This is a genomic window from Bradyrhizobium sp. Rc3b (genome assembly GCF_900114915.1).
In the GTDB taxonomy this organism is placed as follows: domain Bacteria; phylum Pseudomonadota; class Alphaproteobacteria; order Rhizobiales; family Xanthobacteraceae; genus Bradyrhizobium.
Map to the genome: position 1 here is coordinate 98,393 of NZ_FOUS01000010.1, position 18,728 is coordinate 117,120.

Annotated in this window: 17 protein-coding genes; 12 read left to right on the forward strand and 5 right to left on the reverse strand. The window is 65.1% G+C overall.

From position 1 onward, the window contains the following. Positions 1 to 65: 65 nt before the first annotated feature. Genes BM190_RS23650 through BM190_RS23665 form a run of 4 tightly spaced genes read right to left on the reverse strand, consistent with a single transcriptional unit; the run spans position 66 to position 3,727 of the window. The gene (locus tag BM190_RS23650) at positions 66 to 1,061 is read right to left on the reverse strand and encodes an alpha/beta fold hydrolase (RefSeq protein WP_092259575.1); all 996 of its coding nucleotides are present in this window, start codon (positions 1,059 to 1,061) and stop codon (positions 66 to 68) included. Between the two features lie 10 nt (positions 1,062 to 1,071). Continuing rightward, positions 1,072 to 2,622 carry a WS/DGAT/MGAT family O-acyltransferase gene (locus BM190_RS23655; protein WP_092259577.1) on the reverse strand — a complete coding sequence of 517 codons (1,551 nt, stop codon included), beginning with the start codon at positions 2,620 to 2,622 and terminating at the stop codon, positions 1,072 to 1,074. Between the two features lie 47 nt (positions 2,623 to 2,669). Then, entirely contained in the window at positions 2,670 to 3,470 is an 801-nt protein-coding gene (locus BM190_RS23660; RefSeq protein WP_092259579.1) for an esterase/lipase family protein, read from the reverse strand. Continuing rightward, positions 3,470 to 3,727: a DUF6489 family protein gene (locus BM190_RS23665; RefSeq protein ID WP_028135213.1), complete on the reverse strand. Its 258-nt coding sequence runs from the start codon at positions 3,725 to 3,727 to the stop codon at positions 3,470 to 3,472. Before BM190_RS23665 ends, BM190_RS23660 begins: the two co-directional genes overlap by 1 nt. A 305-nt stretch (positions 3,728 to 4,032) precedes the next feature. On the opposite strand from BM190_RS23665, the gene BM190_RS23670 reads away from it, so the two are divergent. The 12 genes from BM190_RS23670 (at position 4,033) to BM190_RS23725 (ending at position 17,765) form a co-directional block, all read left to right on the forward strand. Beyond that, positions 4,033 to 5,628: an ABC transporter substrate-binding protein gene (locus BM190_RS23670; RefSeq protein ID WP_018315572.1), complete on the forward strand. Its 1,596-nt coding sequence runs from the start codon at positions 4,033 to 4,035 to the stop codon at positions 5,626 to 5,628. Between the two features lie 104 nt (positions 5,629 to 5,732). Beyond that, a complete protein-coding gene (locus tag BM190_RS23675) occupies positions 5,733 to 6,713 on the forward strand; it encodes an ABC transporter permease (RefSeq protein ID WP_092259581.1) in 981 nt (326 codons plus the stop codon). Positions 6,714 to 6,722: 9 nt separating this feature from the next. Next, entirely contained in the window at positions 6,723 to 7,694 is a 972-nt protein-coding gene (locus BM190_RS23680; protein ID WP_028143436.1) for an ABC transporter permease, read from the forward strand. Positions 7,695 to 7,722: 28 nt separating this feature from the next. Beyond that, positions 7,723 to 8,709, forward strand: coding sequence for an ABC transporter ATP-binding protein (locus BM190_RS23685; RefSeq protein ID WP_092259959.1), 987 nt, complete (start codon positions 7,723 to 7,725; stop codon positions 8,707 to 8,709). Continuing rightward, positions 8,706 to 9,695, forward strand: a complete 990-nt coding sequence (locus BM190_RS23690) for an ABC transporter ATP-binding protein (RefSeq protein WP_092259583.1) — start codon at positions 8,706 to 8,708, stop codon at positions 9,693 to 9,695. Before BM190_RS23685 ends, BM190_RS23690 begins: the two co-directional genes overlap by 4 nt. A gap of 81 nt (positions 9,696 to 9,776) precedes the next feature. Continuing rightward, positions 9,777 to 11,582 carry a gamma-glutamyltransferase family protein gene (locus BM190_RS23695; RefSeq protein ID WP_092259585.1) on the forward strand — a complete coding sequence of 602 codons (1,806 nt, stop codon included), beginning with the start codon at positions 9,777 to 9,779 and terminating at the stop codon, positions 11,580 to 11,582. Between the two features lie 9 nt (positions 11,583 to 11,591). Then, positions 11,592 to 12,302 carry a DUF1028 domain-containing protein gene (locus tag BM190_RS23700; RefSeq protein ID WP_092259587.1) on the forward strand — a complete coding sequence of 237 codons (711 nt, stop codon included), beginning with the start codon at positions 11,592 to 11,594 and terminating at the stop codon, positions 12,300 to 12,302. Beyond that, positions 12,299 to 13,288, forward strand: coding sequence for an ABC transporter ATP-binding protein (locus BM190_RS23705; RefSeq protein ID WP_018315565.1), 990 nt, complete (start codon positions 12,299 to 12,301; stop codon positions 13,286 to 13,288). The genes BM190_RS23700 and BM190_RS23705 overlap by 4 nt, the downstream gene beginning before the upstream one ends. Next, positions 13,288 to 14,394: an ABC transporter ATP-binding protein gene (locus BM190_RS23710; protein ID WP_092259589.1), complete on the forward strand. Its 1,107-nt coding sequence runs from the start codon at positions 13,288 to 13,290 to the stop codon at positions 14,392 to 14,394. The genes BM190_RS23705 and BM190_RS23710 overlap by 1 nt, the downstream gene beginning before the upstream one ends. 22 nt (positions 14,395 to 14,416) lie before the next feature. Beyond that, positions 14,417 to 15,925: an ABC transporter substrate-binding protein gene (locus tag BM190_RS23715; RefSeq protein ID WP_092259591.1), complete on the forward strand. Its 1,509-nt coding sequence runs from the start codon at positions 14,417 to 14,419 to the stop codon at positions 15,923 to 15,925. A gap of 10 nt (positions 15,926 to 15,935) precedes the next feature. Further along, on the forward strand, positions 15,936 to 16,877 hold the full coding sequence (locus BM190_RS23720; RefSeq protein ID WP_092259593.1) for an ABC transporter permease: 942 nt from the start codon (positions 15,936 to 15,938) through the stop codon (positions 16,875 to 16,877). Positions 16,878 to 16,880: 3 nt separating this feature from the next. Further along, the gene (locus BM190_RS23725) at positions 16,881 to 17,765 is read left to right on the forward strand and encodes an ABC transporter permease (protein ID WP_092259595.1); all 885 of its coding nucleotides are present in this window, start codon (positions 16,881 to 16,883) and stop codon (positions 17,763 to 17,765) included. Positions 17,766 to 17,981: 216 nt separating this feature from the next. Here BM190_RS23725 and cnbZ read toward each other — a convergent pair whose 3' ends face one another. Next, positions 17,982 to 18,728, reverse strand: coding sequence for a 2-amino-5-chloromuconate deaminase CnbZ (cnbZ, locus tag BM190_RS23730; RefSeq protein WP_092259597.1), 747 nt, complete (start codon positions 18,726 to 18,728; stop codon positions 17,982 to 17,984).

Here is an 18,728-nt window from a genome sequence, read left to right on the forward strand (position 1 = left end):
CAGACCCGGAATCTCGAGATCCCGGGTTCGATGCTATGCATCGCCCCGGGATGACGTCTGCGTCCTCACCCAAACCGCCTTCTACGCCATTCGATCAGCTTGGCGCTGACCTCTTCCGGCTTCTCCTGCTGCGTCCAATGGCCGCTGTCCTTCACCAGATACTTCTCGAGATCGGAAATCAGCTTGTCCATGCCATCGGCGGAGGACGGCGGCAGCACCGCGTCGTTCTCGGCCATGATCATCAGCGACGGCACCCGCACCGTATGATCGAGCCCTTCGGCACGCGTCCAGTTGCGCGACATGTTGCGGTACCAGTTGATGCCGCCGGTAAAGCCGGTCCGGGTGAAATTGTCGACGAACACCTTCTTCTCTTCCGGTGACAGGATGGGCGTGCGCGGATCGTGCTTCGCATCATAGGCAGCAATCATTTGCGGAAACGCCAGATTGACCCGCGGCGAAGCGCCGACGCCGGCAACCACCTCCTCTGCCGGCGCGTCGGGCGGGCGCGGCACCGGCTTGCGCATGAAAGCATCGAAGGTTTGCTCGACGCGACTGCCAAAGATCTTGTCGGGCTCACGCGCCGGATCCTGGAACTGCACGATGTACATCTTGTCGCCGAAGCGCGCGCGCAGGAGCTCAATCGGATCGGCCCAGGCGCGGTTGGTATGAGGCGTGTTGATGCCGACCACCCCCGCAACCCGCTCAATGTGGCGCAACGGCATCTGCCAGACAATGAAGCCACCCCAGTCGTGACCGACGAAGATTGCCTTGTCGATATTCAAATGATCGAGGAGCCCGACGAGGTCGCCGGTCAGGTGCTCGATGTCGTAAGCCTCGACCGGCTCGGGCCGGTCGGTCGCGCCATAACCGCGTTGGTCGGGCGCGATCACGCGGATGCCGGCCTCGCTCAGCGCCTTGATCTGGTGACGCCAGGAGAAGGCGAGCTCGGGCCAGCCGTGGCACAGCACCATCGGCGGCATGTCGGTGTTCGGGCCAGCTTCGTAATAGCCCATGCGGATTCCGTTCGTCTGCACGAACTTGAGCGGTGGCATTTCAATCATCGAACCATTCCTACTCAGCGGCACCCTTGATGTCGGTCGCCGGCGGCGCGTAGGCCGCCTCCAGCGCGGCGAACTCCTCCGGCAGCATGTCGCACATCACCTGCACATGCGGAATGATGTTGGCGCCGACGATGAAGCCGAAATCGAGCTGGTCGCGATAGCTCTGCACGGTGATGTTGAGCGCCTGCCCGTGCGTCGAGATCGACACCGGGAAAATGTGCAACAGCTCCGCGCCGGCAGCGTAGAGCGTCTGCCGCGGCCCCGGCACGTTGGACACCGTGATGTTCGCGGCCGGCGGCAGCACGTCCGACAGGTTCGAGCGGCTGTAGAGCAGCGCCAGGATCTGCACCATGATCGGCGCGCCGAGCATCGAGATGTTGGAGACCTGGGGCATCAGCGCGCGCAAGGGGTGCGACATCTCCTTGGACTTGCTCGATTGCGCGATGATGGCTTCGAGCCGCGCCTTGGGATCGTCGATGTTGGTCGCGATCGCGCAGATCATGCCGAACACCTGGTTGTTGGCCTCGGTGTTGCCCTCCTCGCGCAGCGAGATCGGCACCGCCGCGGTCAGCGATTTCGCCGGCAGCGTGCTGTACTCCTTCAGGTAACGCCGGACCACGCCGGAGGCGAGCGCCAACACGACGTCGTTGAGCTTGCCGCCGGCCTGCTTGGCCAGCGCCTTTGCCCGCGACAGCGGGATCGAGACGCCGGCGAAGCTTCGCTCCGAGGAGATGGTCTTGTTGAGCATGGTCGGCGGCGACACCATGCTGGCGAGACTCTCGCGCGACTTCGGATCGGCGACCTTGCCAAGCACCTCGGAGACGCTCTTGACCATGGTCGGGATATTGCCGGCAAAGCGCACCGCGCTCTCGATCTGGTACATCGCATTGTCGAACAGGATCGAGCCGATGTCGCTCTTGCCGGTGCGCGGCAATTGCAGATTCTGGGCGGCCTTGCCCGCGTCGAGTGGCTGGTTGAACAGCTGCTGATAGGAATCGAGCAGGTTGGCGGCGATGTCACGCGGCTCCTGTCCAGGCTTGGATCCCGCGGCCGGCGGATCGACCTTCCGCGGGATCGGCGAGATGTCGTAGATCATGTTGGTCAGGGCGGCACCGGCACCGCCGTCGATCGCGGCATGGTGCATCTTCGAATAGAGCCCGACCTCGTTGTCCTTCATGCCCTCGAACACGTAGAACTCCCAGAGCGGGCGAGCCCGGTTCAAGAGCTTGGCGTGCATCCAGCCGACGATGCGCTCCAGCGTGGCGCGGTCGCGCGGCTGCGGCAGGCTGGCGCGGAAGATGTGGCGGTCGATGTCGAACTGATCGTCCTCGACCCAGGAGGGATGATCGATGTCGAGCGGCGCCTTTTCCAGCCGCGCCTTGAGGATCGGCGCGATGTGCAGGCGCGACACGATCATCGCCTTGAAGTCTTCGAAGAAGTCGCCCTTGTAGTCGTCGGGCAGGCGAAAGATCGCCATGCTCCCGACATGCATCGGCATCTCCGGCGTTTCCAGATAGAGAAACGACGCGTCCAGCGACGACAGCTTCTTACCGTCAGCCATAGTTCCCTCCCGCAAGATTTGACGGGCGCCTTGGCCGGCGCTTCTCGTCAGGCCGATACTGCCTGTTCCGGCGGGGCATATGCAATGGCAAACGGCCCGGCCCGGTCAAATGGCGAGAATTCCCCTTCCGGCTGCGCCAGGCGGTCGGCCACGGCCCACAGCGCCGCAGGGTTCACCCCGAGCCCGATATGGCTCGCCAGATGCACCTCGATGTTCTCGGCACGGTCGGAGGGACGCAGCAAGCAGGTTCGCCAGTTCACGACACCGTCGGCCCGCGAATAGATCGACGTCGCCGGCACCGGAAGATCGCCGGCGATCGCCTCGCGCAATTCGGCGAAATCCTCGACCCGCTCGCCTGACAGCGCCTCGTAGAGCCGCGTGGCGTTGGTCGCCCGCACGTCATTGGCAAAAGGGCTACCGAGCGTCACGACATAGCGGACCATGTCGGGCGCCTGGAGCGCGAGATCGCGAGCATAGACGCCGCCGAGGCTCCATCCGACCAGGCTGACCTTGCGTCCGCTCGCAGCATGGATTTCGGCCAGACGGGTGCGCAGCGACTGGCGCATCCGCCCCAGCCCGCCGAGATTGCGGCCCATCCGCCAGGCATGTGCCTCATAGCCGAGCTCGGCGAGATAGCGCCGCATCGGGGCCATCGAGAGGTCGCTGGCCAGAAAGCCCGGCAGCGCCAGCACCGGATGACCGTCACCCCTGGGCGCGCGCATCAGGACTGGCGACAGCAGCAGGCTCGCATTGAATTCGAACAGGCCGCGCGCTTCTGCAAGCAGCAGGGCAAGGCCCGGCGGACGGAGCCCGCCCGGCGCCTGCCGCCCGTCCGGCCCGGACGGCATTATTTCTTCTTGTCGCTGCTGCGCGTGCCGCCGAGGCCCGCCATCGTGACGAACATGTCCTGAAACCGCTCGGCGATCTTGGGATCGAAGGTGAACCAGCTCTGGATCAGCGATTCCGGCGAGACCTTCTCGATGTTGCTGAGCACCTGCTGCTGCAGCTTGTCCATCACCGCCGTCTGCATCGGCCCCACGTCAGGCAAACCGAAGAACTGGCGGGCCTCGAGGGGGGTGCAGTCGATTTCGATATTAACTTTCATGTCCCCTCCGGATGAGATTCGAGCGGCCTGTCGGCAGTATCGCCGCGAGTTGTGGTGCGACGCAAGCGACCTGATGCAGGCGCGACATGCCCCGTCCCGCAATCGGCCGATATAGTCAACCAAAGTCGAAAGACGCGGTCCTCCATGCCAGGCGGCACGGTCAGCATTGCTGCACAGCGGTGCAACTTGGCGCGTTCCTTGCTGGAATGGCGCTTGCACCGGTCGAGAACTCTGGGCAACATGGATCAATCAGCCCTGCCGAACAATCAAAAATCATCGGCACGGTAGAGTGGAGAGGGTCAAGAATGTCAGTCGGTCGAAGTCTGTTTGCGGCGACGCTCGCCGGTACGCTTGCGTTGACGGTCGCGCCGGCGTCGAGCCAGACGCTGCGTTATGCCAACCAGGGTGACCTGAAATCCCTTGATCCCTATACGCTCAACGAAAGCACCACCCACGCCCATCTCGGTCACGTCTATCAAGGCCTCACCGCGCGCGACAAGGACCTCAAGATCATTCCGGCGCTGGCGGAAAGCTGGGAAACCCCGGAGCCGACCCGCTGGCGCTTCCATTTGCGCAAAGGCGTGAAATTCCACAACGGTGACCCCTTCACCGCCGACGACGTGGTGTTCTCCGCCGATCGCGTCCGCAAGAAAGGGTCCAATATGCAGACCCGCCTTGCGCCCGACGTCAAGGTCGTCAAGGTCGACGACTACACCGTCGACTTCGTGCTGCCATCGCCCAATCCCATCCTGCATAATTCGTGGGATGTCTGGTACATCATGGACAAGAAATGGGCCGAGGAGAACAACGTCGTCGATCCGACGCCGGTGGCGGCGACCACGCCGAGCTATGCCTCTCTCCACGAGAACGGCACCGGTCCGTTCACCATCGAAAGCCATCAGCCCGGCGTGAAGACGGTTTTCAAGGCCAACCCCAATTACTGGGGCAAGGTCGAGGGTAACCTGAAGGAGATCGTCTTCACCCCGATCGCTTCGGACGCAACCCGCGTCGCTGCGCTGCTCTCAGGCGAAGTCGACGTCATCGAGCCGGTGCCGATCCAGGACATCTCCCGCGTCGATTCCAGCCCGAACGCCCAGGTGCTGAAGGGGCCAGAGCTGCGCACCATCTTCATCGGCTTCGATCAGATGCGCGATGAGCTGCTCTACTCCAACATCAAGGGCAAGAACCCGTTCAAGGACGTCCGCGTCCGCGAGGCCTTCTACAAGGCGATCGACATCGAGCTGATCAAGAAGCGCGTGATGCGCGAGCTGTCGACGCCGTCGGCGCTGATGATCGCTCCGGAGTTGTTCGCACTGTCCAAGGAGTTCACGCGGCCGAAATTCGACCCTGATGGAGCCAAGAAGCTCCTGACCGAAGCCGGCTATCCCGATGGCTTCGAGGTCACGATGGATTGTCCGAACGACCGTTACGTCAACGATGCCGCGATCTGCCAGGCCGTCGTCGGCATGCTGGCCCGCATCGGCGTCAAGATCAACCTGCTGGCGCAGCCGAAGGCGCAGTACTTCGCCAAGGTGTTGAAGCAGGGCGGCTACCAGACCTCGTTCTACCTCCTGGGCTGGACCCCGAGCACGATGGACTCCCACAACGTGCTCTACGACATCATGGGCTGCCGCGACGATGCGAAATCCTCACGCGGCGAGGCCAATCTCGGCGGCTACTGCAACAAGGAGTTCGACGCCATCACCGACAAGGTGCTGGTCGAAACCGATACTGCCAAGCGCAACCAGCTGATCAAGCAGGCCTACGAAATCGGCAACAAGGACTGGTCCTACATCCCGCTGCACCAGCAGGCGCTGGCCTGGGGCGTGTCGAAGAAGGTCAACCTGCCGCAGCGCGCCGACAATCTGGTCATGTTCCATTGGGCGACCAAGAAGGAATAGCGCCAGTTGAACACGAGGTCCCGGCGGCGTCAGGCATCCGGGACCTTTCCTTTTCCGGCTGACAAAGACGTCGACCGCACGCACACCCAAGGATAGTGGAAGGCATGCTCGCTTTCACTCTTCGCCGCGCCGTTCAGGCCATCGGCGTCATGTTCGCCGTCGGCATCATCGCCTTCTCGATGTTCCGTTTCGCAGGCGACCCCGTCAACCAGATCGTCTCGATCGACACGTCGGCGGCCGAACGCGAAGCCGTGCGCAAGTCGCTCGGGCTGGACGATCCCGTGCCCGTGCAGTTCGTGCGTTATTTCGCCGACGCCGCGCAATTCAAGTTCGGCGTCTCCTACCAGTTCCGCCAGCCGGTCTCGACCCTGTTGATGGAACGTATGCCGGCCACGCTGGAACTTGCGATCTGCGCCACCGTGTTTGCAATGGTGTTCGGCATTCTGATGGGCGTCTATTCGGCGCTGAGGCGCGACACCATGCTCGCCAAATTATTCCAGGCGGTTTCGCTGATCGGCATCTCATTGCCGACTTTCCTGATCGGAATTCTCCTGATCTATCTGTTCGCGGTGACATTGGGCTGGTTGCCCTCGTTCGGCCGCGGCGAGGTGGTCAAGCTCGGCTGGTGGAGCACGGGTCTGCTCACGCTGTCGGGATTGAAGGCATTGATCATGCCCTCGATCACGCTCGGCCTGTTCCAGATGACCCTGATCATGCGGCTGGTGCGTGCGGAAATGCTTGAAGTGCTGCGAACCGACTATATCCGTTTCGCCCGCGCCCGCGGGCTGACTACCCGCGCCATCCATTTCGGCCACGCGCTGAAGAACACGCTCATCCCCGTCATCACCGTCGCCGGCCTTCAGTTTGGCTCGGTTATTGCATTTTCGATCATCACCGAAACCGTGTTCCAATGGCCGGGCATGGGACTCCTGTTCGTGCAGGCCGTGCAAAACGTCGATATCCCGATCATGGCCGCCTACCTGCTGATGGTCTCGCTGATCTTCGTCACCATCAATCTGGTGGTTGACATTCTCTACACCGTGGTCGATCCGCGCCTGCGCGCGACCGTCGGCCGCGCTACATAAGGCCCCTGCATGTCCGACGCCGTCGCCTCCAATTCCGACAAGCAGAGCGCGCCGCCCGCGCATGCCGGTCGCAGCTGGCTCAGCCGCGCCCTCGACAGCGACATCTTCTATTCGTTCCGCCGCTCCAAGCTGACCATGGTGGCAGCGGCCATTACCGTGCTGCTTTTCCTGCTCGCGATCTTTGCATCCGCGCTCGCGGTGCAGAACCCGTTCGATCCTGCGCAGCTCCAGTTGATGAACTCGCGCATCTCGCCGCTCTGGACCGCCGATGGCCAAAGCCCGTTCCTGCTCGGGACCGACGAGCAGGGTCGCGACGTGTTCTCCGCCATTCTCTACGGGATGCGCATCTCGCTCGCCGTCGGCGTGGCCGGTGTGATCTTCGCCGGCGCGCTCGGCATCGCACTCGGCCTGATCGCCGGCTATTTCGGCGGCGCGGTCGATGGCGTGATCATGCGGATCGCCGACGTGCAACTGACCTTTCCCGCCATTCTGATCGCGCTGCTGGTCAATGGCATCGCGAAATCCATCCTCGGCAACCGCCTGGATGCCACCAGCATGCTGGTGGTGCTGGTGATCTCGATCGGCCTGAGTTTCTGGGTCGGGTATGCAAGGACGGTGCGCGGCTCCGTGATGGTCGAGAAAAACAAGGATTACGTGGCCGCCGCGCAGCTGATCGGCCTGCCCGCGCCCAAGATCATGCTGCGGCACGTGCTGCCGAACACGATGGGCCCGATCCTGGTCATCGCCACCATCAACCTCGCGCTGGCCATCATCACCGAGGCGACGCTGTCCTTCCTCGGTGTCGGCCTGCCCGACACCATGCCCTCGCTGGGCACGCTGATCCGCATCGGCAACAATTATCTGTTCGCGGGCGAATGGTGGATCGTTGCATTCCCCGGCCTCGCCCTGGCCGGGCTGATCCTGTCGATCAACCTGCTCGGCGACTGGCTGCGCGATGCGCTCAACCCGAAGCTCCGATGAGCAAAACCTCGACAAGAGCGCCTCACTCATGACCGAGCCCATCCTCTCCGTCCGCAACCTTCAGGTGGAGTTCGCCTCCCGCCGCGGCACGCTGCGCGCCATCGACGGCGTCTCCTTCGACATCGCCAAGGGCGAAGTGCTGGGCGTTGTCGGCGAATCCGGCGCCGGCAAATCCGTCACCGGCCTCGCCGTGATCGGCCTGATCGACCCGCCGGGCCGCATCGCCGGCGGCGAGATTCATCTCGCCGGCCTGCGCATCGACAATCTGCCGCCCGAGGAGATGCGCCGCATCCGTGGCAAACGGATCGGCATGATTTTCCAGGACCCCCTCACCTCGCTCAATCCGCTCTATCGGGTCGGCGACCAGATCATCGAGACGATCCGAACCCACCTGAATCTCTCCGAGACGGCCGCCCGCCGCCGCGCCATCGACCTGCTTGCCGAGGTCGGCATTCCCGCGCCGGAAAAGCGCATCGACGGCTACCCGCACGAATTCTCCGGCGGCATGCGCCAGCGCGTCGTGATTGCGCTCGCAATCTGCGCCGAGCCCGAGCTGATCATCGCGGACGAGCCGACCACCGCGCTCGACGTTTCCGTGCAGGCGCAGATCATCTCGCTGATCAAGCGGCTCGGCCGCGACCACGGCACCGCCGTGATGCTGGTGACGCACGACATGGGCGTGATCGCGGAGACCTCCGACCGCGTCGCCGTGATGTATGCCGGCCGTGTCGCCGAGATCGGTCCGGTGCAGGATGTCGTGAAGAATCCGCTGCATCCCTATGCCAAGGGCTTGATGGGCGCGATCCCGACGCTGGCCGGCGACGACAAGCGTCTCATGCAGATTCCTGGCTCGATGCCGCGGCTGTCGGCGATCCCGCGCGGCTGCTCGTTCAACCCGCGCTGCGCGTTCGTGTTCGATCGCTGTCGTGTCGATCGACCCGAGCCGCTGCCGCGCGGTGCGCAATCGGTCGCCTGCCATCTCTATGACAGCGTGCCGGCGGAGAGCGCGGCATGAGCGCTTCCTTCGTCCAGGCTACAAATCTGCGCCGGGTGTTCGACGTCTCGAAACCCTGGCTCAACCGCGTGCTCGAAGGCGGCCATCTCGAATATCTCAAGGCGGTCGATCACGTCACCTTCGATATCAGGAAGGGCGAGACCTTTGCGCTGGTCGGCGAGTCCGGCTCGGGCAAGACCACGGTGGCGCGGATGGTCGTCGGCCTGCTGCCGCCGAGCTCCGGCGATGTCTTGATCGACGGCGTCTCGATGACCGATCCGCGGCAGGCGCCGGCGCGCCGAAAGCTGCGCCGCCGCATCCAGATGATCTTCCAGGATCCCTATGCGAGCCTGAACCCGCGCTTCCGCGTCGATGCCATCATCTCCGAGCCGATCCGCGCCTTCGACCTGATCCAGGGTGAGCGCGACATCCAGGCGCGCGTCGGCGAGCTGCTCAGCCTGGTCGGCCTGCATCCCGACGATCGGTTGAAATTTCCGCACGAATTCTCCGGCGGCCAGCGCCAGCGCATCGCGATCGCCCGGGCGCTCGCATCGGATGCCGAGTTCATCGTCTGCGACGAGCCGACTTCGGCGCTCGACGTCTCCGTGCAGGCGCAGATCCTGAACCTGATGCGCGACCTGCAGGACAAGTTCGGTCTGACCTACATGTTCATCAGCCACAACCTTGCCGTGGTCCGCCACATGGCGAGCCGCGTCGGCGTGATGTATCTCGGCCGCATCGTCGAGATCGCGGAAGGACGCGAGCTGTTCGCCCGTCCGCGTATGCCCTACACCAAGATGCTGCTGGGTGCCGTGCCCGACCTCGCCATGAGCGGCCGCCAACGCATTCCGGTGAAGGGCGAGATCCCGAACCCGATCAATCCGCCGCCCGGCTGCACCTTCAATCCGCGCTGCCCGCTGGCGTTCGATCTCTGCCGCAAGGAGACGCCGGAACTGATTGACGGCGTCGCCTGCCACGCCGTCAACACCGCGCCGGTCCCGGCGTGACGCGCGCGTGCCATGCTGGCAGCGCATTGGCGGCGCGGCATCGCCTGTGATCAATTGCGCGCGCCGCAAATGAGGTAATCCATGGCCAGCAATGTCAATCCCGATCCCTTCACGACCCGCCCCGAGATCGAGGGCACGTTCGGGGTCGTCGCCACAACCCACTGGATCGCGACCGCCGTCGGCATGGCCATCCTGGAAAAGGGCGGCAATGCCTTCGACGCCGGCGTTGCCACCGCCTTCACGCTGCAGGTGGTCGAGCCGCATCTCAACGGCCCCGGCGGCGACGTGCCTGTCATCGTGCACGACGTGAAGCGCGGCCGCACCGAGGTGATCTGCGGCCAGGGCCCCGCCCCGGCGCGCGCCACCATCGCGCATTACAAGAGCGAAGGCCTCGACATGGTGCCCGGCACCGGCCTGCTCGCGGCCTGCGTCCCCGGCACGTTCGAATCCTGGATGATGCTGCTGCGCGACTACGGTACGATGCGCGTGCGCGACGTGCTGGAGCCCGCAATCTCCTATGCGCGCGACGGCTACCCGCTGGTGGAGCGCGCCTGCGCCACGATCCAGACCGTCGAACAATTATTCCGCAAGCATTGGCCAACGTCGGCCGCCGTCTACCTGCCGAACGGCGAGGTGCCGAAGCCCGGCACGCTCTTTACCAACAAAACGCTGGCCGCGACCTACGCACGAATTCTCAGCGAAGCCGAGAGCGGCGGCGGTGGCCGTGATGCCGAAATCGAGCGCGCGCGCAAAGCCTGGTCGCAAGGCTTCGTCGCGGAAGCCATCGACAAATTCTGCCGGACGCAAGAGGTGATGGATGTCAGCGGTTCGCCGCATCGCGGCGTGCTCTCTGCCGACGACATGGCGCGCTGGCAACCGACGATCGAAGCGCCGCTCACCTACGACTATGGCCGCTATACCGTCTGCAAGGCCGGAGTCTGGAGCCAGGGTCCGGTGACGCTGCAACAGCTCGCGCTGCTGAAGGGCTTTGCCCTCGACGGGCTCGATCCCACCGGGCCGGAGTTCATCCATCTCCAGATCGAATGCGCAAAACTTGCCTTTGCCGATCGCGAAAAATTCTACGGCGACCCCAAGTTCAGCGAGATCCCGATCGCGACGCTGCTATCGGACGCCTATAACGACGAACGCCGCAAGCTGGTTACCGAGAAGGCTTCGCTCGATCTCCGGCCCGGCGCAATCGAGGGCTTTGGCGGCGTCGTCAAGCTGCGCCGCGCTGAAGGCCAACGCGAGGCCGTTGGCGCGCTCGGCGCCGGTGAACCAACCGTGGGGCGCTTCGGCGAGGTGCACGGCGACACCGTGCATTTCGACATCATCGACAAAGCCGGCAACATGGTATCCTCGACGCCTTCAGGGGGCTGGCTGCAATCCTCGCCTGTCATTCCCGAGCTGGGTTTCTGCCTCGGCAGCCGCGCGCAGATGTTCGATTTGGAGGAGAACCAACCGGGTTCGCTCGCGCCGGGCAAGCGGCCGCGCACGACACTGTCGCCGACCATGGCACTGCGCGACGGCGAGCCGTACCTCGCCTGGGGTTCGCCCGGCGGCGACCAGCAGGACCAGTGGATCACGCAGTTCTTCCTGCGCCATGTCCATTGCAATCTCAATCTCCAGGAGGCGATCGACGCGCCGGCTTGGCACTCCGAGCATTTCCCGATCTCGTTCTGGCCGCGTACAGCCCGCCCCGGCGTGCTCGTGGTCGAGAACCGCGTGTCCAAGGCGACGATCGAGAACCTTCGTGAGCGCGGACACATCGTGGAAGTTGGTCCCGACTGGTCCGAAGGCCGCCTCACCGCGGCCTCGCGCGTCGGCGTGCGGCGGCGCGCCGCCGCCAATCCGCGCGGCATGCAAGGTTACGCCGCGGGACGCTGAAGGCAGCACATGACCTGGTCGATCATCGCGCGAGACCCTGCTACCGGCCAGCTCGGCATCGCGGTTGCCACCCGGTTCTTCGCCGTCGGCGCGCGCGTGCCCTATATCGCGGCTGGCCTCGGCGCGATCGCGACGCAGGCCTTCGTCAACCCCTATTACGGCATCGACGGCCTCAAGCTGCTGCGGCAGGGCCTCAATGCGCACGACGTGCTGGCCGCGCTGCTCGCGACCGACGATGGCCGCGAGAGCCGTCAGATCCACATCATGGATGCGAGCGGCGAGATCGCCGCCCATACCGGGCGCGACTGCGTCGACTGGTGCGGGCACATCGCAGGCAGCGGGTTCTCCATCGCCGGCAACATGCTGGCTGGCGCCGACGTGCTCGACGAGACCGCGAAGACCTATATCGCCAACGACAGCCTGTCCTTCCCGCGCCGCCTGCTCGCCGCGATGCGAGCAGGGGAAGCTGCCGGCGGCGACAAGCGCGGCAAGCAGTCCGCCGCGCTCTTGATCCATGGCGAGGAGGAATGGCCGGCACTGGACATTCGCGCCGACGACCATCCCGATCCGATCAGTGAGCTCGAACGGCTCGAGCAGGTCAGCCACGAGCTATGGGTGCATTTTCGCACATCCATGCCGACGCGGCAGAACCCGGCCGGCAATACCGATCGCAGCGTCATCGACGCCAGCATCCAAGCAGCGCGTGCAAGGCAATCATGAGCGCGAGCCCCCTCATCGAGATCAGGGACCTCCGCATCCGTTTCCACGGCGACGACGGCCGCATCACCCACGCGGTCGACAGTGTCGACCTCAGTGTCGCCAACGGCGCGACGCTCGGCCTCGTCGGCGAATCCGGTTGCGGCAAGAGCGTGACGTCGCTGGCGATCATGGGCCTGTTGCCGAAGCAAAGTGCGGAGATATCGGGCGCGATCCGCTTCGACGGCCTCGACCTCCTGCGGACGCCGGACCAGACCCTGCGCAATCTGCGCGGCAACCGGCTCGCGATGATCTTCCAGGAGCCGATGACCTCGCTCAATCCGAGCTTCACCATCGGCGACCAGATCATCGAGACCATTTTGCGCCACCGCGGCGGCTCGCGGAAAAGCGCGCGCGAGCGGGCGATCGAGCTGCTGCGCCGCGTCCACATCCCCTCGCCCGAGCGGCGGATCGACGAATATCCGCACAAGCTCTCCGGCGGCATGCGCCAGCGCGTGATGATCGCGATGGCGCTGGCCTGCGATCCGCGCCTGCTGATCGCGGACGAGCCGACGACCGCGCTCGACGTCACCTTGCAGGCGCAAATCCTGGAGCTGATGCGGGAGTTGAAAGCGGCAAGCGGCGCCGCGATCATCCTGATCACGCACGATCTCGGCGTGGTCGCCGAGGTCTGCGACGAGGTCGCTGTGATGTATGCCGGCGAGATCGTCGAGCGCGCGCCGGTGGACGACTTGTTCTCGGCGCCGCAGCATCCCTACACCGTCGGCCTGCTCGGCTCGATCCCGCGGCTCGACCATCGCGCCGAACAGCTTGCGACGATCGAGGGCATGGTGCCGAACATGGCGCAGCCGCCGGCAGGCTGCCGCTTCGCCGCGCGCTGCCCGTTCGTGCTGGACGCCTGCACCAAGGCACCGCCGCCATTGATCGAAGTCAGCCCCGGCCACCTCTCGCGCTGCATCCGCGCGCCGCTCGAACGTCTGGTGTCGTGATGGCGCTGCTCGAGGTCACGGGCCTGGTCAAGCATTTCGTCGCCGAGCGCTCGCTGTTCGGCCGGGCGCTGGCGCACGTCAAGGCGGTCGATGGCGTCTCCTTCTCGCTCGAAGCCGGCAAGACGCTGGCGCTCGTCGGCGAATCCGGTTGCGGCAAATCCACCGTAAGCCGCCTGGTGCTGCGGCTGATCGAGCCGGACGCGGGTATGGTCCGGTTCGACGGCCGCGATCTCCTCTCGCTTGATCCCAATGCGCTGCGCGCCTTCCGCCGCGAAGCGCAGATCATCTTTCAGGACCCCTACGCCTCGCTCAATCCGCGCATGACCGTCGGGCAGATCCTGACCGAGCCGCTGGCGCTGCACGATCTCGTGCCGCCGGCAGAGCGGCGCGCGCGCGTCGCGGAAATCTTGCGGCTGGTCGGGCTGGAGCCGAGGCTGGCACGGCGCTATCCGCACGAATTCTCCGGCGGCCAGCGCCAGCGCATCGCCATCGCCCGCGCGCTCGCGGTCGAGCCGAAGCTGATCATCTGCGACGAGCCGGTCTCGGCGCTCGACGTCTCGATCCGCTCGCAGATCCTCAATCTGCTGCGCGAGCTGCAGGACCGGCTCGGCCTCGCCTACATTTTCGTCTCGCACGACCTCGCCGTGGTCAAGCACATCGCCGACCACGTCGCGGTGATGAATCTCGGCCAGATCGTCGAGACGGCGGAGGCGGATGCGCTGTTCGCCTCACCCCGACATCCCTATAGCCGAGCGCTGCTGTCCGCGATCCCGCTGCCACAGCCGAAGGCGAAGCGCGCGACCGTCCTGCTGGAGGGCGAGATCCCGAGCGCGCTCAATCCGCCCGCTGGCTGCCGCTTCCACACCCGCTGCCCGTTCGTGATCGAGCGCTGCCGCAACGAGGCGCCGGCGCTTCTAGCTGACGGCTCGGGCCACGCCACCGCCTGTCACCGCACGGCGGAGCTGCCGTCTGCCGACGCCATCCTGCCGGCAGCCGGCGGGTTTTCGCCGGCGCTTGCTAAATTGGTCGCGGCCTTCAGCCGAAAGACGGAAGGCGGGAGCCCTGCCGGGGTTGGTATACAAGGCGCCGCGCCCACAACGACGTAGCCGAAGCAATGGGGATTGTCCGATGAAGATGTTTCGCCTGGCCGCAACGGCCGCCGCTGTCCTGCTGTCGCTTGGAGCCGCGCAGGCCCAGACCACGCTGCGCATCGGCCTCGCCGAGGATCCTGATATCCTCGATCCCACGATGGCGCGCACCTATGTCGGCCGCATCGTGTTCTCCGCCTTCTGCGACAAGCTGTTCGACATCGACGAGAAGCTCAACATCGTGCCGCAGCTCGCCCTGTCGAGCGAGACCGCCGACGACGGCAAGGCGCTGGTCATCAAGCTCCGGCCGGGCGTGAAATTCCACGACGGCGAGCCATTCGACGCCGAAGCCGCAAAGTTCTCGCTGGAGCGGCATCTGACGTTCCCCGGCTCGTTCCGCAAGCCCGAGCTCGCCTCGGTCGATCATATCGAAATCGTCGATCCCCTCACGGTCAAGCTGGTGCTGAAGTCGCCGTTCTCGCCGCTGCTGGCCCAGCTCACCGACCGCGCCGGGATGATGGTGTCGCCGAAGGCGGCGAAAGAAGCCGGCGACAAGTTCGGCCTGCGTCCGGTCTGCGCCGGCCCTTATAAATTCGTCGAGCGCGTGCAGCAGGACCGCATCGTGTTCGAGAAATTCGCGGACTATTGGAACAAGGACAACGTCTTCATCGACAAGATCGTGTTCCAGCCGATCGTCGATGCCACGGTGCGGCTTGCGAACTTGAAATCCGGCGGCCTCGATTTGATCGAGCGCGTGCTCGCCACCGACCTGAAGGAAGTCCGCGCGGATTCACGGCTGAAGGTCGCGACCGCGATCGAGCTTGGCTATCAGGGCGTCACGCTCAACATCGGCAAGGACAAGGCCAAGGGGCCGCTCAGCCAGTCCGCCAAGGTGCGGCAGGCGCTCGACCTCGCGATCGACCGCGAGGCGATTAATCAGGTCGTGTTCAATGGCGAGTTTCAGGTCGGCAATCAATGGGTCAATCCTGATCATCCCTACTATCAGAAATCCCTTCCGGTCCGTCCCCGCAACGTCGAGAAGGCCAAGGCATTGCTGAAGGAGGCCGGCGTGACACCGCCGGTCAGCGTCGATTTCCTGGTGCCGAAGGGCGCGGAGACCGAGACGCCGGCGCAGGTCATCCAGTCGATGGCGGCCGAGGCCGGGTTCGACATGAAGATCCGCCTCACCGAATTCGCGACCGGGCTGAAGCAGGCGGAGTCTGGCGATTACCAGGCCTATATGCTGGCCTGGAGCGGGCGCGTCGATCCCGACGGCAACACCTTTGTATTCCTGCACAGCGGTGCGCCGCAGAATTACGGCGCGTGGAACAACCCGCAGGCCGACAAGGCACTGGAGGACGCCCGATCGGTCACCGATCCCGCCAAGCGCAAGGCCAGCTATGAGACCCTGGCCAAGCTGGTCCAGGACGAGGAGCCGCTGCTGTACCTCTACCACCGCCGCATCATCATCGCGCACACGACCAAGCTCGAAGGCTACAAGCAGATGCCCGACGGCCTCGTGCGCGTGATCGGGCTCAAGCTGAAGTGACGCCGCCAGAATGCTGAACTTCCTCGCCCGCCGCCTCGCGCAGATCGTGCCGACGCTGTTCTTCGTCTCAGTACTGATCTTCTCGCTGCAGCAATTGCTGCCGGGCGATCCCGCGCTGGTGATGGCGGGCGAAGAGCGCGACCCGGCCGTGATCGAACAGATCCGCCACCAGTACCGGCTCGATCAGCCGGTCCCGGTGCAGTACGCCTACTGGATCAAGGGCGTACTCTCTGGCGATTTCGGCGAGTCGCTGCGCAACAAGATGCCGGTGCGCGAGCTAATCGCTCAGAAGCTACCGGTGACGCTGCAGCTTGGCGCGATGGCGATCGTGATCGCGTTCCTGATCGGCATCCCCGCCGGCATCGTCGCAGCCGTGAAGAAAGGCTCGGCCTGGGATTACGGCGCGAACCTGTTTGCGCTATGGGGCATCTCCACGCCGAACTTCTGGCTCGGGATCATGCTGATCTTCCTGTTCTCGATCGAGCTCGGCTGGCTGCCGGCTTCCGGCTACGTGCCGCTCACCGAGAACTGGCGCGCGAGCCTGGCGGCCACCATCATGCCGGCTTTCGTGCTCGGCAACGCGATTGCCGCGGTCCTGATGCGGCATACCCGCAGCGCCATGCTGCAGGTGCTGGAAAGCGACTACGTCCGAACTGCCCGGGCCAAGGGACTGTTGGAGCGCTCGGTGATCCTGAAGCACGCGATGCGCAATGCGCTGACGCCCGTCATCACGCTCGGCGCACTCGAGCTCGGCACGCTATTGTCAGGCGCAGTCCTGACCGAGCAGATCTTCTCCATCCCCGGCTTCGGTAAGCTGATCGTGGACGCCGTCTTCAACCGCGACTACGCCGTCGTGCAAGGCGTCGTGCTGGTGACGGCCACGATCTACATCACGCTGAATCTCGTTGCCGACATCGCCTATATCCTCGTCAATCCGCGGCTGCGGGGCTAGAGCATGACCGACGCCGCGCTGCCGGGCCCTCTCACGCAAGCCGACGAGCTGGATAGCCCGGCCCACCGCGCGCGCCGGCGGCTGTTCAAGCGCAAGGCGGCGATATTCGGGCTCACCGTGCTCACGATGTTCATCGTGCTCGCCGTGCTGGCCCCGCTCATCGTGCCCTATGATCCCATCGCGACGAGCTGGAGCCTGGTGCGCAAGCCGCCCACCGCGGCGCATTGGTTCGGCACCGACGAGCTCGGCCGCGACATCTTCAGCCGGATCGTCTACGGCGCGCGCGCCTCGCTGCTCGCGGGCCTCATCTCGGTTGCGATTGCGCTCGGCATCGGCGTGCCGCTCGGCCTGCTCGCCGGCTATCGCGGCGGCTTCGTCGACGCGCTGATCAGCCGGATCACGGATGCGATGCTGGCCTGCCCGTTCCTGATCCTGGCGATCGCGCTGGCGGCGTTCCTCGGGCCGAGCCTCGGCAATGCCATGATCGCGATCGGCATCTCCGCAACCCCGATCTTCATCCGCCTGACCCGCGGCCAGGTGCTCGTCGTCAAGGCCGAGGACTATGTCGAGGCCGCGCGCGCGCTCGGCAACCCGCCGTGGCGGATCGCGCTGTCGCATATCCTGCCGAACATCCTGCCCGCGCTGCTGGTGCAGGCGACGCTCTCGATCGCCGCCGCCATCATCGCCGAAGCCGCGCTATCGTTTCTCGGCCTCGGCCAGCAGCCGCCGGCGCCGTCCTGGGGCAGCATGCTCAATGCCGCGCAACGCTTCCTGACCCAGGCGCCGTGGATGGCGATCTGGCCGGGCCTTGCGATCTTTCTCGTGGTGCTGTCGCTGAACCTGCTCGGCGACGGCCTGCGCGACGCGCTCGATCCGCGGCAGCGCTGAGGTCCGATCAGAGGAAACTCAGCTAGCACCTCCAGCGGAGGTGCGTTCCCTCCCCCCTTGTGGGGGAGGGCTAGGGAGAGGGGTAACCAGGAAAAGGTGCCGGTTGATTGCGCGCGGAGAACGGCTGCGCCACGGAGGGAATCCCCGTGTGGCCCCCCTCCCTGCCCCTCCCCCACAAGGGGGGAGGGAACGGAGAGAGCGTTGCCGTCAGAAACTCTAGATCACCACTTCCCGCAATACCCGACGGCAATCCATCTCGTATTCGAGATCGACTACCGGAGGGCGGGCGAAATACCAGGTCAGGCCGGAGCGCAGCGCGCCGCGGCGGACCAGTTCGTCGGCGAGTGCGTGGTGGAAGTCGTGCACGGAGTAGGCCTGCACCGCGGTGGTGTCGCTCCAGCCGAAGCCGAAGGCCGCCATGCGGTTTTCCATCTGCGACGTCGTCGTGAAGCGCACCTTCTCCCGCAGCCCCTCCGGGCTGAGGTCGCGATAGCGCACGGTGCGCTCGACATAGGTGCCGCTGCCCTCGCGCGCCTCAGCGCCGCCTGATATCACGAAGGACGGCGCTTTCGAGCGGGTCGGACGCGTGAACGAGAACGCGTAGAACGACGGCTCTGACGGCGGATCGATCTCGGGACAGACATTGCTGCGCGCCACCGGATTGGTGGTGCCGTCGAAGATGCTCCATTCGGACAGCGTCTTCACATAGTGCAGGTTGAACGCGCGAAAGCCCTCTTCGCTGAAGGCTGCCGGTGAACGCAGCTCGCAGGCGCAGAATGCCGTCAGCGGCCGTCCTGCCTCCTGAATGAATCTTGCCGCCAGTGCAAACCCTTCCGCGAGCGGGACCAGACGATCGAAGCGGACGCGTTCGATTTCATAGCCGTCGTCCGCGGCGACCCCCGCCGAATACTGGAACACGGACGGAATGAAGCGGTAATTGCCGGCAGAGAACTCACGAACCAT

Bases quoted from the DNA above. Each gene is read 5' to 3' on its own strand.
- BM190_RS23650 (WP_092259575.1), bottom strand. From the start codon at position 1,061: ATGATTGAAATGCCACCGCTCAAGTTCGTGCAGACGAACGGAATCCGC.
- BM190_RS23655 (WP_092259577.1), bottom strand. From the start codon at position 2,622: ATGGCTGACGGTAAGAAGCTGTCGTCGCTGGACGCGTCGTTTCTCTAT.
- BM190_RS23660 (WP_092259579.1), bottom strand. From the start codon at position 3,470: ATGCCGTCCGGGCCGGACGGGCGGCAGGCGCCGGGCGGGCTCCGTCCG.
- BM190_RS23665 (WP_028135213.1), bottom strand. From the start codon at position 3,727: ATGAAAGTTAATATCGAAATCGACTGCACCCCCCTCGAGGCCCGCCAG.
- BM190_RS23670 (WP_018315572.1), top strand. From the start codon at position 4,033: ATGTCAGTCGGTCGAAGTCTGTTTGCGGCGACGCTCGCCGGTACGCTT.
- BM190_RS23675 (WP_092259581.1), top strand. From the start codon at position 5,733: ATGCTCGCTTTCACTCTTCGCCGCGCCGTTCAGGCCATCGGCGTCATG.
- BM190_RS23680 (WP_028143436.1), top strand. From the start codon at position 6,723: ATGTCCGACGCCGTCGCCTCCAATTCCGACAAGCAGAGCGCGCCGCCC.
- BM190_RS23685 (WP_092259959.1), top strand. From the start codon at position 7,723: ATGACCGAGCCCATCCTCTCCGTCCGCAACCTTCAGGTGGAGTTCGCC.
- BM190_RS23690 (WP_092259583.1), top strand. From the start codon at position 8,706: ATGAGCGCTTCCTTCGTCCAGGCTACAAATCTGCGCCGGGTGTTCGAC.
- BM190_RS23695 (WP_092259585.1), top strand. From the start codon at position 9,777: ATGGCCAGCAATGTCAATCCCGATCCCTTCACGACCCGCCCCGAGATC.
- BM190_RS23700 (WP_092259587.1), top strand. From the start codon at position 11,592: ATGACCTGGTCGATCATCGCGCGAGACCCTGCTACCGGCCAGCTCGGC.
- BM190_RS23705 (WP_018315565.1), top strand. From the start codon at position 12,299: ATGAGCGCGAGCCCCCTCATCGAGATCAGGGACCTCCGCATCCGTTTC.
- BM190_RS23710 (WP_092259589.1), top strand. From the start codon at position 13,288: ATGGCGCTGCTCGAGGTCACGGGCCTGGTCAAGCATTTCGTCGCCGAG.
- BM190_RS23715 (WP_092259591.1), top strand. From the start codon at position 14,417: ATGAAGATGTTTCGCCTGGCCGCAACGGCCGCCGCTGTCCTGCTGTCG.
- BM190_RS23720 (WP_092259593.1), top strand. From the start codon at position 15,936: ATGCTGAACTTCCTCGCCCGCCGCCTCGCGCAGATCGTGCCGACGCTG.
- BM190_RS23725 (WP_092259595.1), top strand. From the start codon at position 16,881: ATGACCGACGCCGCGCTGCCGGGCCCTCTCACGCAAGCCGACGAGCTG.
- cnbZ (WP_092259597.1), bottom strand. From the start codon at position 18,728: ATGGTTCGTGAGTTCTCTGCCGGCAATTACCGCTTCATTCCGTCCGTG.